Genomic DNA, 14291 nt, shown 5'->3' with positions numbered 1-14291 from the left:
ACGTAGTTTATAATATATTTTAAACAAAGTTAAGATATTAATTATCACTCATAATAAATTATAATTCAAGCAAATTTAATCTTACTAAAAATTATAACATTACGGAAAACCATAATTGTAAAAATAAATAAGAGGTTACTTTTATAAGTTTTTTTAGAAGAAAAAAATAAGAAGAATATGATTTCAACAACTTCAGAAAAAACAAAAAACCCAATAGATTGCTCTATTGGGTTTTCTTAGCGGAGAGTGAGGGATTCGAACCCCCGGAGGTGTGACCCTCAACAGTTTTCAAGACTGCCGCATTCGACCACTCTGCCAACTCTCCTGTAACACCGCTTATATCGGTATTGCGAGTGCAAATATAGAATGCTTTTTTGTTTTTCCAAACTCTGAAAAGAATTATTTTTAAAATAATTTTTAAGAAGATGATAATCAGTAAACTATTTTTTAAGAATTTTACAGATTAATTTTAAATGTTAGGATTATAGCGGTATGATTAGAAAAATAAATGAAGAAGATTATCCTCGATTACTCGAAATTTGGATAAGCGCAGTAGAGAATACACACGATTTTCTTAAAAATGAAGATTTCGAGTTTTATAAAGAAAATGTACCTACTTATTTTCAATATGTAAATTTGGTTGGGTATTATACAACAGATGATATTTTGGTTGGTTTTGCTGGAGTGGCAGAACATAATTTAGAAATGCTTTTTATTCACAACGATTACAGAGGGAAAGGCATTGGAAAAGAATTATTAAACTACACGATAGAGAATTTAGAAGTATCCAAAGTAGATGTAAACGAGCAAAATAAACAAGCAGTAGATTTTTATTTATACCTTGGTTTTAAGGTGATTAATCGCTCTGAAAAAGATATGGAAGGAAAAGAATATCCAATTTTACATTTAAGTCGTTAGAAGTTTTTTGGAGATAGATTTCTATCATACATTTGCAAATATTTGTAAACGGATAAATGGACACAATAGAATATACTTCTCAACAAAAAAACAGAATAAGATTAGCTGTTTCCTTGTTTTATTTTTCTCAAGGTTTAGCTTTCTCATCTTGGGCAAGTAGAATACCAACAATTAAACAAAGTTTAGGAATTTCCGAAGGACAATTAGGAACTTTATTACTTTTAATGCCAATAGGACAACTTTGTACAATGGCATTATCTGGAAGGTTAGTTGCGAAATACGGAAGTAGAAAAGTATTGCGAATTGTGGTATTAATTTATCCAGCGATTCTTTGTTGCATAGGTTTGGCTCAAAACTTTTACCAATTAGCGGCAGCACTCTTCTTTTTTGGCGTAATAGGAAATATGTGTAATATTTCTGTTAATACACAAGGAGTAGAGGTGGAGAAAGTGTATGGGAAATCTATTATGTCATCATTTCATGGAGCTTGGAGTATTGCAGGTTTTACAGGTGCTTTAATTGGTTTATTAATGATGAATTTAAACATCAATACATTCTATCATTTTTTAATTATTTATGGTTTAATCGTATTAAACTGGTTCATCAATAATCAATATATACTAAGCTCAGTTTCTGTAAAACAAACAGAGAAAAAATCCCTTTTCTCTAAACCAGAATCAACATTAATTCAGTTAGGAGTTATCGGTTTTTTAAGTATGGCAACAGAAGGAGCGATGTTCGATTGGAGTGGTGTATATTTTCAGGATATTGTAAAAGCACCAGAAAATTTAGTTGTTGTGGGTTATGCTTCGTTTATGGTGATGATGGCTACAGGACGTTTTATAGGTGATTACTTTATTAGTAAATATGGTAAACAACGTATTATGCAAGTGAGCGGTTTATTAATGTCATCTGGTTTATTAATCTCTGTATTTTTTCCAAACTTTTTTATCTGTGTTATTGCATTTATGATGGTGGGATTAGGTGTTGCATGTAATGTACCAACGGTTTACAGTGTAGCAGGAAAAAGTACAAAAGTAAATGCTGGTGTTGCTTTAGCAACCGTTTCTAGTGTTTCGTTTTTAGGATTTTTAATGGGCCCACCTTTAATTGGTTATATAGCCGAACTTTTTGATCTACGTTATTCTTATGCCGTATTTGCATGTTTTGGATTAATTATGATTGTAATGGTAGGAAGAATGAAAGTGTTTAAATAACATTATTCTTTTACGTTAATAAAATATAAGTTCCAATTTAGAATCTCAAACAAATTTATTGTATATTTAGGTTGTAATTAACTGATAAGATGAGATATATTGTACTATTTTTATTTCCATTTTTTGCTTTCGCACAAGAAAATTTTGATAAAAGCAATCAATTATTGATTAGTTTCAATCAAACAAATGGGTACTTTAATAGTAAACAACAACCAGATTTATCTATTGATAAACTAGATAATTTATTCGATTCTTTTAAGGAAGAAATGAAATTGTTAGGAATAGCAATTGACAGAAATCAAAGAAGAGAAGAATATGGTTATAAATGGGACGAAAATCAAAGTACTTTCTACAATTTAATAGGAGACGTAATGACGAATATTTTAAATAAGAAAAAGCTCAATCCATAAGATTGAGCTTTTTTGCTTTTATAATTTATTTCAAGTTATTATATACAATATGGTGTATAACTTTTATATATTTTCATTTTTGTCTTGATACAAAAACGAAACAAAAAAATCAAGGTCGTAAATCTTTGACTAAAAATTATCAACGCTTCGGAAATGATTTAAAAATTCACATTCGTTCATTAAATCATTTATTTCCTACGCTTTTTCAATTTTATTAACGTCAAACATTTAAATACCATTTTTTTAACCCGTTTAAAAAGAAAATTAGCTAAATAATTAAAATAGTTGAAAGTTTAAGCCAGTTTAATATTAAATAGCGTTTTAAAAAAATAAACCCGCGATTGTTAAATCGCGGGTTTTTATTATTTAGAATTTTACATCTTCTGTTGTTAAGATTAAATCTTGTAGAGTTTCTCGGCGACGAATTAAATAATCTTTATCATCAATTAATAAAACCTCAGCAGGTCTTAAACGAGAATTGTAATTAGAAGCCATAGAAAAACAATATGCACCAGCATTATGGAAACATAAAATATCTCCTTCGCTAATTTCATTAATTTTTCTATTTGTTCCGAAAGTATCTGTTTCACAAATATATCCAACAATTGTATAGTAACGACTTCTTCCTTCTGGATTAGAAATATTTTCTATTTCGTGGTGCGCGCTATAAAACATTGGACGAATTAAATGGTTGAAACCAGTGTCAATTCCAGCAAAAACAGTAGAAGTTGTTTGTTTTACAACATTTACAGATGCTAAGAAAGTTCCAGCCTCTGAAACCATATATTTTCCTGGCTCAAACATTAAAGTTAATGGTTTACCATATGCTTTTTCAAACTCATTAAAACGAGCAGATAAACGTTCTCCTAAATATTCTATATCAGTTTCTGCAGCACCAGGATAATAAGGTACTTTAAAACCAGAACCAAAATCAATGTAAGATAAATCTTTAAATTCTGCAGCAACTTCAAATAAGATTTCTGCTCCTTGTAAGAAAACATCAATATCTAAAATATCAGATCCTGTGTGCATGTGTACACCATCTAAATGTAAACCTGTATTCTCAACAACACGTTTTATGTGTGGTAATTGATGAATAGAAATTCCGAATTTAGAATCGATATGACCAACAGAAATATTTGCATTTCCTCCAGCCATAATATGTGGATTTATACGAACACAAACAGGGTATTTTGGAAAATCTTGTCCAAAAGTTTCTAAAACAGATAAATTATCAATGTTGATACGAACACCTAATTCGATTACTTTTTTAATTTCTGAGTATGAAACTCCATTTGGCGTATAAATAATTTCTTTTGGTTTAAAACCAGCCATTAAACCTAATTCTACTTCTTGTAAAGAAACAGTATCTAATCCTGAACCAAGAGATTTAAAATACTTTAAGATATTAAGGTTTGTGTTTGCCTTACATGCATAATTTAACTTTAAACGTTTGACTGTAGAAAATGCATTTGTCATCTTTTCGTATTGCGCTTTTATTTTATTCGCATCGTATACATATAATGGTGCCTCATATTTTTGCACCAATTCCAATAGACGTTCTCTATTCAGTTCCATTTTGTTTTATTTTTTGTTTAAAGTTAAATTGAGTTGGCAAAATTACGGAATACAAATGGTTTTCCGACGAAAATTCAGAATAAACTTGCTAAAAATCAATCGTTTCGAATTATATTTTGCTAAACTAAAAATATTTTGAATATTGTTCGGAAACTTTGCTTTTATTACTTCCACCATTCTTTGAAACTGAAAACAGAATCGTTTAAATTTAATGTTTCACCAATCATAGGTGTTAAAATATCTACATGATTTGCTTTTCCACTCTCAACAATCTTTTTCAATGGTTCGTCCCAAGCGTGTTTAGCTAAAGCAAATTTTCCCGAATGAACTGGAATAACATGTTTTGCTTTTAATTCATTTATAATTACTGGTAAATCTTCTGGAAGAGCATGAATGTATCTCCAAGCTTCATTGTATTGACCATTTTCTAAAATAGCAAAATCAAACGGACCATATTGCTCTCCAATTTCTTTAAAGTGTGTATCATATCCACTGTCACCACCTAAGAATATTTTTTGATTTGGCGTTTGTAAAACATAAGATGTCCACAATGTTCCGTTTCTTTTAAATTTTCGACCAGAGAAATGACGTGCTGGTGTATAAGTAATTTTTAAATTATTTTTTAAATCAACAGTTGTGTTCCATTCTTCTTCTATAAGTTGTGTAGGTTGATAGTTCCATTTCTCAAAATGCGCACCAACACCAAGCGGAATAATTACTTTATCTACTTTTGGTTGTAATTCTTTTACAGTTTTATAATCTAAGTGATCGTAATGATCGTGAGAAATAACCAAATAATCAATTTTAGGGAAATCTTTTACATGGTATGTATTTGCTCCTTTAAATGATTTATTAAAAATAGGTAAAGGAGAACCATAATCGCTAAAAACTGGATCTATAAGGAAATTTACACCATCTAACTGAATGTAATAAGATGAGTGACCTAACCAAATAAAGACATTTTCTGTTTTTGGAATTGATAAAATATCTGTTTGTAAATGAGGAATAGAATCTTTTGGATTAAGATTCGGATCTTTTTTACCAAAAATAAAATCGTACATCACTTTATTCATACTATAACCTTCTGCAAGTGAAGGTGTATGATGTAGATTTTGAAAAACACCATCTTTGTAATGTTTCGATTTTTTCATTCTTTCTAATCGAGCGCCTGTTGGTTCGGCTCCAAAAGTGTCCATTTGCATCACAAAATAAGTTGCGACAGCAATTAAAGCAAGTAGTGTAATTATAATGTATAACATTCTTTTAAAGATTTTTTTGTATTGTATTTTTTTCATTTAATTTTCGTCTTCTGTATAATCTATAATATCTCCAGGCTTACATTCTAAGGCATTACAAATTGCATTTAACGTTTCGAACCGTATAGCCTTTGCTTTCCCATTTTTTAGAATAGAGAGATTAGAGAGGGTGATACCCACCTTGTCACTTAACTCATTAAGAGACATTTTTCTTTTTGCCATCATGACATCTAAATTGATAATTATAGCCATAATTTAAACTGTTAAATCGTTTTCTTCTTTTATTTTTATACCTAATCGGAAAGCGATAGCAAAAGCAATAACAAGTAATCCACCTAACAAAGCACAGAAGTTGAATGTGTTAGAATTTACCATAGTTAATTGTACGGTTTGTAATACTGCAGCTTTAGCATTAAAGGTGATACAACCATGTATGTATTCTAAGAAAGGGATAATAACAGCAGAAAAACCTAATATGTTTAATGATTTGTAAGTAGATTTTTCAAATATCTTTCCTTTGGTTAAGCTTCCTAAAAAGTAAATAAATGTAATCAACATTAAACTGTAGACACATATAATAAGAAACATAAAAAGATGAGCATAAAATGGAGTTTTATAATAGATTGTTTCTCCTTTTAATGTAACATCTACAGTGTCAACTGCAGCTGTTAAGTTGACTTTTTTTAATGAACTTTCTTGGAAAGAAATATCAGAGTTACTTTTAACTGTTACAACTTCGTTGGTAGAACAAACACCATTTTGACCATCATATAATCCTTGTTTAAATCCTTGTTTGAAATGTTCGTAACTAGGACTAAAAAAGAAAGATAAAATAGACACGAGAATAATTAACCCACCTATAATCCTTAAATAAAGTTTAGATTTTGTTTCCATTTTATAAAAATAAATTTCGGTGTCAAAGGTAAATTTATTTTTTGAAAAACAAAATATTTTTATTGTTTTACAATAAAAATTAATTACAAAACAGTTAATAAAGAATGTAGGCTTATTTTACAATAAATCTTCAAAAGCAGTTTATTTACCTACGAAAGTCGGATCGCTTATGGTTTTCATGTAATCTAATAATCTATTTTTTTCTTGTTCCGTTAATGGAATTCTATTTCCATTATTTTTTAAAATAGGATCGAGATTATCAGAATCGATAACACCATTGTCTAAATAATCTAATACAGCTTTTAAATTAGGAAATTGTCCAAAACTACCATAAGGAGCAGTGTATTCTACATTTCTTAGAGAAGGGACACGAAAGCTCATGTAATCTTTCATTTCTCCAGTAACTCTTGCTCGTCCTGCCTCGTTAGAATCTAGATTAATAGGAAAACCAATATTTCTAAAACTTTCATCGGTGAATAATTCGCCGTTATGGCAACTGCTACATTTTTTCTGAAAAATCTGCAACCCCTTTTGTTCATTTGTTGTAAAACTAGCTTGACTAATTTTTACTTTATCATATTTGCTTTTGGCAGAGATTAGAGAATATTCATATTGTGCAATGCTTTTATAAATTCTTTCTGCGGTTAACTTTTCATCACCAAAAACCTTTTTCAATAAGCTTTTATATTCACTATCATTTTCAATTTTTGCAATAATCTCAACAATAGAAGAATTCATTTCTTCGTGTGTAATAATAGGAACCAATGGTTGATTTTCTAACCTTAATTTACTTCCGTCCCAATTATAAAATTTTAAAAATGCAAGATTCTGAATAGGAGGTGTATTTCGTAATCCAATTCTGTTGTAAACTCCTATAGCTTGTTTTTCATTGTCTGCAAAAGCATTTTTTTGCTGATGACAGCTGGAACAAGAAATAGAATTGTTGACACTAAATCGTTTATCATTGAAAAATTTTTCACCTAATTCTACACCAAATTTTGTTGGTTTATTAAGATTAAAAGATGAATTTAATTCAGGAAAATAACTTGGAATAGCTAATTCAATTTCTGGATTATCAATCATATATCCTTCATCAATCGTATCTGAACAAGAACTGAATAGGAGAAATGAAAAGAATATTAAACAAATTTTTCTCATAAATAATTTCGTTTAAATAAACTTGTTGTGTATTTCGCTTTGTACGTTTTTTTATTAAGACCAAGTGTCATTCTGAGCCTGTCTAAGAATAATTGACAGTTCTATAAAAATGTTTCGACAAACTCAACATGACAAATAGCTAGAATAATTAATTTTCTACTTTAAAAATTGAAAAAATACCACTTAAATCACTTGTTCCATTTCCCCCTAAATTGTCTACAAATTGTACCATATTAGCAGCAGTATGAATACTTGGTGTTGCATTTGCAGTTCCTAATTTTATGGTATTCGTTCTACCGCTTAACAATTTATCAAAATCAGCTTTAATAATTATTTTTGGAGCGCTTCCGCCAACTTTAGCGTTTGTAACTAAATCTAATGTGATTTCTCTATAAGCATCTACACCTTGTGTGTAAGTAGAAGTATCTCCGTTTGTTCCTTCAACCGTACTTCCTGTATGAATAGAAAGTTGTTTATTATCACTTTCATAAAAACCTTCAATTTTTGTAAAACGATAACCAGTTCCCCATTCCCAATGCATTTTAGTATCATTTGCTCCAGCAGCAGCATAAAACTGAGGAAAACGAACTTGATCTAACTTATTTAAATCTGCTTTAATTCCTAAACCAAATTTTATTCTTTTATATTCTCCAGCAGGAATAGTATGTAGAACATAATTTAATGTAGAAGGTTTTGATTGATCGATAACCGTTGCACCTTTATCTAAATCATTAATATTATAAGGAATTTCTGCTCCATCTGTTTTAATTAATCGAATGTTGCTAATTACATATTTCAATTCGGAAAAATGATGAACTTGTCCTTCTGCCGAAGTATTAGTAGTTGATGTTGTAGAAGTAGCATCTCCCAAAACAATTGTATTGTTTTTAAAAGTATTCTGAAATTCTAATGTTACTTGATTTGCAACAGCGCTATCGTCTTCATTTTGACAAGAAAATACGATGAATAATAAAGCGAATAATAAACTATAGTTTTTGATTTTTTTCATTGTTTGATAATTGAATGATTAGAAATTGATTTGAATAGATGTAAAAATATTACGTCCCATACGAGGAATATTTCCCCAATCTGCGTAGGTGCTATAATATTCGTTTAGAATATTTTCTGCACCAATTTGTAGTTTTAATTTTGTTTTGTTGAATGAGAAAGCATAATCTACAGAGGTATTCCAAATGGTATAAGAAGAGGTTTTATCTTCTCCATATTCTGGACTAAAATTTTGTTGTTCAAAATCTCCGTTTAAAGAAGTCATGATACCAAAATTTTTATGCTGATAATGTAAACCTGTTAAATAACTTAATGGTCGTATAAATGGTAAATTCCCGTTCTTATTATCCAATCCTCTCGCGTAGGTTAATGTACCATTCCAATGCAAATTGTGCATTAACATATAATCTGCATTTAGAGAAAAATTGAATAAAGTTGCATAGTCTAAAGATGTATAACCTTTTACACCAACGGACTGATAATTCATAGGGCTTCCCATGCTTAAAATTCTTCCGATAATGTAATTTTCTATGTAGAAATAATTCACTTTAGCTTGTACATTTAATCGGTCATTTTTAAAACCAGTACTTGCATTTATTTCGTAAGAAATCTCATTTTTAAGATTTGGATTTCCGATATAATCATATCTATCAAAACTATTGTAGATATAATAACCATAACCTTCTGAAACAGATGGTGCACGATGTCCATAACCACCACCAATAGAAAAATTAAACTGATTAATATCTAACGAATAAGAAGCATGTAAACTTGGTAAAACTCTTGTTTTTTCTTGTGGAGCTCCAGGATGAAAAATCCAGTTAAATTCCACATATTTTGAACGATTATGATTGATGCCAAGAGAACCTCCAACATTTAATTGACTTCTATCTGAAATCTCCCAAGAATTATTCATAGACAATCCAGCAAAAGAAGTGGTAACCCAAGGCCAGCTGTAAGCAAACATTGTTCTTTTACTTCTATCTTGTGGATACATTCGCATTTCTGCAATGGATAAATTCTGATAAGCATTCAATTGTATTTCGGATGAATAATGCTCCTTTTTTAAATTTATTTTAGATAATAAACCATACGTTGTACTCCAACCAGGCATATCCATGTGTACTAAATTTTCTGGACGTTTTGTGTCGTCCATATAATGCTCAATTGCATTAAAATATACTTTTGTATCCCATGCTTTTATTATTCCTTTTTCAAATAATTGTTTGTAAGATACAGATGTTATTAATGCTCTCGATAACCATAAATCCATTGGTAATGCAGGAAAACCAACATCTTTTGCAACATCAAAAATAGCATCAAATCTAAGAGAAGATAAATCGCTTGTTTTATAAGCTACGCCTAAAGAACTATTAAATTTCTTGTATTGTGAATGATTAACTTCTTTATTATTTCCATCTTTATAATTTTCAGCCTCACGATAAGCTATACTTCCGTCAACAACCAGTTTATCTCCAGAATAAGAAAAATTACCCAAATTAGAGACTTGTTTATTATTAAATTCAAATCCAGTTTGGTACGCTCCGTTCCATTTTTTTGATAATCCGAAAGGCGTGTTTTTACGTTTTAAATCGATACTTCCAGCAATTGTAGAACCATGTAAATTTCCTGCTTGTCCAGATTTTATATCAATCGCAGAAAGATTATTGCTTTCAACATAAGAAGTAACAGGATCCATTTTATCGGTACAAGCACCGAAAATATGCATTCCGTCAATGGTTACCATAGAGCGTTCTGTACTCATATTGTTTAGTAATGGTTCCCATGCGTAAGCACCTCTTTTTATAAAACTAATATTCTCTGATGACGAAAGATATTCATCAACAGAAATATTCATTTTAAGGTCTGTTTCTAGTTTTTTCTGTCTACTTAATTTTACTTCTTCAAGAAAATGAATGCTGTCTTTTGACTCCTCATTACTTTGTGCTTGAGCGAGTATTCCCAAAAAGAGAATTGGTACAATAATTTTTCTCATCTCTTTAGAATAAAGTATTGATATGCAATTCACTTTTCTGACCTTCTATACCTGGTGTAAAATCTGTTGAAACTTTTGTTCCTTTTATAATTAAACCATTCTGATTGTATAGAATAAAATTTAATGTCCAATTTCCCGTCATTGTGTAATTAACCACACCGTGATATAAACCGTCATTTTCTTGAATCAAATCTTTGTTGTTAGGCGAAGAATGATTTCCCATAGATGGTTCTGGCATTCTTGGATCTATAGCCAACGTAAAGTTTGAAACTTCGCTATATGAAAATTGTGTAGGATCTGGAAAAGTAGTTTCTGATTTTTCAACTTTATTGTATTTGTAAATTCCAGCTACTAAATTGTTTTCTGCAACCTTTGGGTTTTGAGGCGCAACCAATGCAATAATATATTGCTCACCATCTTTTCCTGTAAATGATGTCATATTGAGATTCATGTTCGGTTGTTTTAAAACCTCAATAGATTGCTCAATTTTATAAACTTTATTGTCTTGAGAAAAATTAAGATATAATTTCCAATTGCTTATGTTGCTCTCCTCTGTAAAAACAACATAACCTGTATAATAATTCGCTGTTACGTTGTAATTTAAATTATACAAATGCGGACAAGAAGAATGTTCACCTTTTTCATTTGTTATGATAGGAAGAAAAGTAACTTTTCCGTCTGAAATCGAAAGATTATTTTTTGATAATTTTAATCTAATCTCGTTGTAACCTTTGTGAAATTTTCCGTTTAAAGCCTCAATACTTATTTTATAACTGTCTTGATTAATGACAATTGCTTCACGAAATTCTATAACTTCTTCTACAGTGTCATTTCTTTCTGCTTCATAATCTGTCATATCTAGCGTGCAAGACGAAATCATGAAAAGAAATAATAGAGTCAGTACATTAAATAGTTTTAATGCGCAGCTTTTTTTTATAAACTTCATGTGATGTTTATTTTTTAATTTCCGATGGAATGTATAGATGTAATTCTAGTGCTTACAATGATTTTATTGTAAGTTGAGACCATAGAAAATTAAGATTAATTTCTAGTTTAAATAATGTAATACAAGTTCTTTATCAGTAAAAAATGATAATAAATTGTATGAAAAGAAATTAATTATACAATAGGAGGGTGTAGTAATTCTGACAATTGAAATTGAGGTAAATCCTCTTTTTTTAATTGATATTTTATTTTTGTAGAATGTTCTAATAAAGGCTCTTTTATTTGTAATGTAGATTGATAAACAAAAAAGTCTATTGATTTTACTGAAGTTGGTATTTTTTCTTTTTGTTCATTTTCTACAGTTTTAGAAACTTCATTGTGTAAATAACAAACACCGTTACAATTTAATTCTGGTCGATCTCTATTTACACAAAGTTCAGCAACTATTTTTTCGTAATTCACCAAATAATCTATCACAGGCAGAAGCGGTCTGCATGTAATAAGCACTACGGTGATGATGAAAAAGTAGGATTTAAACAACGTTAAAATTTTCTGCGAAGTTATTAAGATTATTGATATTTCTTAATGAAGAATATCATTAACCCTAATTAAAAATGAGTAAACATAGCTTTTGCTATATATTTGTATATTTGAATTTTGTAAGAAATAGAAGATGAGTCAAGAATTAGAAACTATTGCAGATTATTATAGCAAAATAAGTTCAGAACAAGCTGAATTGATGAATTCGAATAGTTTTGAACAGGATAAAGAACATTTTAATATTTCATTACGTAAATATTGCAGTTTTAGGAGTCCATACACAAGACGTGATTACTATAAAATCAGTCTTTTTATAGGAGAAGGTATTCTGAGATACGGAGACAAGGAAATACATGTTTCAAAACCAATGTTATTTATACCTTCCCCTCATATATCGTATACATGGGAATGCAAAACAAGTTTACAAGAAGGTTTTTTTTGTTTATTTAATCAACAGTTTTTTGCTGAAAATAAAGAATTTGAAGTATTCAAAAAAACATCTCTTTTTAAAGAATGGACTTATCCTTTAATCGAATTAAATGAAGAACAAATACCTATTGCGCTTTCTTATTTTGAGCAAATGTATCGTTTAAATCAATCAAAATACTCATTGCGTTTTCATAGTATCAGAAATCATCTAGCAGCTTTATTACATTATATTTTAGAGTTAGAAGCAACGGAAATTCGAGTAAATGATTTACCCTCAAATATCCGACTATACAAACGATTTGATGAACTACTAAATAATCAATTTCCTGTTGATTCTCCTGCTCATCCTTTAAGCATGAAATCACCTTCTAATTATGCTCATCAACTAAATGTGCATGTTAATCATTTAAATTTATCTGTAAAGTCTGTTACAAATCAAACAACAACTCAAATTATTAAACAAAAAATAGTAGAGGAAGCCAAAAGTCTATTGCTTTATACGGATTGGGATATAGCACAGGTGGGTTATACTCTAGGTTTTGATGAACCTACACACTTTAATAATTTTTTCAAAAAACATACATCAATTTCCCCTTTAAAATTTAAACAAGTACGAAAAGTCGTTATTTGATTTTTGTAATTTTTTATTTGTCTTGTTTAATTTTTTATTTTTTGAAGCACCATACATTTGTCAAGTAATAATTAGTGTGATTTATGTCAAGCAATATTTCAGAAAAAAGAAAAAATATAATCAGTATTATTGGATTTTTATCTATTCCAATATCTGGTTTCGTTACAGATATTTATTTACCATCATTTCCCGCCATGGCAAAAACATTAATGGTTCCTGAATCTAGTATTCAATTAACATTAACATGTTTTTTATTAAGTTACGGGATTTCGCAGTTGTTTATAGGAAGTTTTTTAGACGCTATAGGAAGATATTATCCAAAGTTAATTTCTCTTGTAATTGTTTTAATTTCGAGCTTAGCGATAGCTTTTACAGATAATATTCTTTTTATTTGTTTACTTCGAATAATACAAGGAATTGCAGTTTCGATAATTGTAATTTCGACTCGAGCACTTTTTGTTGATATACATACACCAGAAAAAGCAAAACATTATTTAGGTTATTTTACAATAGCTTGGTCTTGTGGACCTATTATAGCACCATTTTTAGGTGGATTTTTAGAGAAGTTATTCAATTGGCACGCTAATTTTTATTTCTTAGCTATTTATGCTTTTATTTTATTAGCACTTGAAATAGGTTTTGGATTCGAAACAATAGCATCAAAAACGAAATTGAACTTAAAGAATACCGTAGAAATTTATAAAATGATGCTTCAGAATAAAGTTTTTGTTTTAGGAATTATGATACAAGCAATTGCTTATTCTATCGTGATGTTGTTTAATATTACAGGTCCATTTTTAATTGAAAATATTTTTAAATTTAATTCTGTTGTCATTGGATATTGTACATTGATTTTAGGTTTTTCTTGGATGATAGGTGGATTTGTTGGTAAAAAAAGAATGCATTTAGATTTTAAAGAAAGTATAGGATTACCAGTTGTTATTCAATTAATATTAATTGTCTTATTAATATTGATAGGATTCTTTGTTCAAAACCTTTTTGTATTAATGGCTTTTGCTTTCTTTATACATATATGCTTGGGTATATTATTTACTTCGTTTTTTACAGCAAACATGATGAAATTTCCTAAAAATGCGGGAATTGCAGGAGGTTTAATGGGAGGAATGACCTATGTAATAACTTCTTTTACAAGTTTTATTGTTTCTGTTACTGGTAAAATTGATTCTCAGAATGGACTATCTTGGAGATATTTAATCTTCTCTGTTTTTCTTCTTTTAATTATCTCAGTATTATTAAAAGTAAGCGATAAGAAAACTGTTTAAAGTTGTGAGGCTTATTTTAAACAACTTT

The 14291-nt window shown here is 29.3% G+C and carries 14 protein-coding genes and 1 tRNA gene; 5 read left to right on the top strand and 10 right to left on the bottom strand.

Annotated elements, in window-relative coordinates; genetic code table 11:
- Positions 1-240: 240 nt before the first annotated feature.
- A tRNA-Ser gene (locus BUA86_RS05465) sits at positions 241-325 on the bottom strand.
- A 167-nt stretch (positions 326-492) separates the two neighbouring features.
- Here BUA86_RS05465 and BUA86_RS05460 point away from each other — a divergent pair.
- From BUA86_RS05460 to BUA86_RS05450, 3 genes are all read left to right on the top strand, one after another.
- Positions 493-918, top strand: coding sequence for a GNAT family N-acetyltransferase (locus BUA86_RS05460; RefSeq protein WP_072930612.1), 426 nt, complete (start codon positions 493-495; stop codon positions 916-918).
- Between the two features lie 56 nt (positions 919-974).
- Positions 975-2135, top strand: coding sequence for an MFS transporter (locus BUA86_RS05455; protein ID WP_072930611.1), 1161 nt, complete (start codon positions 975-977; stop codon positions 2133-2135).
- Positions 2136-2224: 89 nt separating this feature from the next.
- A complete protein-coding gene (locus BUA86_RS05450; protein WP_072930610.1) occupies positions 2225-2545 on the top strand; it encodes a hypothetical protein in 321 nt (106 codons plus the stop codon).
- Positions 2546-2911: 366 nt separating this feature from the next.
- On the opposite strand, the gene lysA is transcribed toward BUA86_RS05450, so the two are convergent.
- From lysA to BUA86_RS05405, 9 genes are all read right to left on the bottom strand, one after another.
- Positions 2912-4123, bottom strand: a complete 1212-nt coding sequence (gene lysA / locus BUA86_RS05445; protein ID WP_072930609.1) for a diaminopimelate decarboxylase — start codon at positions 4121-4123, stop codon at positions 2912-2914.
- Between the two features lie 164 nt (positions 4124-4287).
- Positions 4288-5382, bottom strand: a complete 1095-nt coding sequence (locus BUA86_RS05440) for an MBL fold metallo-hydrolase (RefSeq protein ID WP_221405188.1) — start codon at positions 5380-5382, stop codon at positions 4288-4290.
- 36 nt (positions 5383-5418) lie between these two features.
- A complete protein-coding gene (locus BUA86_RS05435; RefSeq protein WP_072930607.1) occupies positions 5419-5631 on the bottom strand; it encodes a helix-turn-helix domain-containing protein in 213 nt (70 codons plus the stop codon).
- 3 nt (positions 5632-5634) lie between these two features.
- Positions 5635-6273, bottom strand: coding sequence for a DUF2975 domain-containing protein (locus BUA86_RS05430; RefSeq protein ID WP_072930606.1), 639 nt, complete (start codon positions 6271-6273; stop codon positions 5635-5637).
- 141 nt (positions 6274-6414) lie between these two features.
- Entirely contained in the window at positions 6415-7431 is a 1017-nt protein-coding gene (locus BUA86_RS05425) for a cytochrome-c peroxidase (protein WP_072930605.1), read from the bottom strand.
- A 148-nt stretch (positions 7432-7579) separates the two neighbouring features.
- Positions 7580-8440: an MbnP family protein gene (locus BUA86_RS05420; RefSeq protein ID WP_072930604.1), complete on the bottom strand. Its 861-nt coding sequence runs from the start codon at positions 8438-8440 to the stop codon at positions 7580-7582.
- 18 nt (positions 8441-8458) lie between these two features.
- Positions 8459-10435, bottom strand: coding sequence for a TonB-dependent receptor plug domain-containing protein (locus BUA86_RS05415; RefSeq protein WP_072930601.1), 1977 nt, complete (start codon positions 10433-10435; stop codon positions 8459-8461).
- Between the two features lie 4 nt (positions 10436-10439).
- Positions 10440-11381, bottom strand: coding sequence for a hypothetical protein (locus BUA86_RS05410; protein WP_072930600.1), 942 nt, complete (start codon positions 11379-11381; stop codon positions 10440-10442).
- Positions 11382-11554: 173 nt separating this feature from the next.
- Positions 11555-11857, bottom strand: coding sequence for a hypothetical protein (locus BUA86_RS05405; RefSeq protein WP_143147249.1), 303 nt, complete (start codon positions 11855-11857; stop codon positions 11555-11557).
- 196 nt (positions 11858-12053) lie between these two features.
- Between BUA86_RS05405 and BUA86_RS05400 the strand changes: the two genes are divergently transcribed.
- Complete coding sequence (locus BUA86_RS05400; protein WP_072930594.1) at positions 12054-12980, top strand: helix-turn-helix domain-containing protein; 927 nt, start codon at positions 12054-12056, stop codon at positions 12978-12980.
- 83 nt (positions 12981-13063) lie between these two features.
- Positions 13064-14263, top strand: coding sequence for an MFS transporter (locus BUA86_RS05395; RefSeq protein WP_072930593.1), 1200 nt, complete (start codon positions 13064-13066; stop codon positions 14261-14263).
- Positions 14264-14291 lie beyond the last annotated feature (28 nt).

Source organism: Chishuiella changwenlii, assembly GCF_900142565.1.
GTDB lineage: Bacteria > Bacteroidota > Bacteroidia > Flavobacteriales > Weeksellaceae > Empedobacter > Empedobacter changwenlii.
The sequence above is the reverse complement of the archived record's forward strand: the minus strand, read 5'-3'. Positions and strand labels throughout refer to the sequence as shown.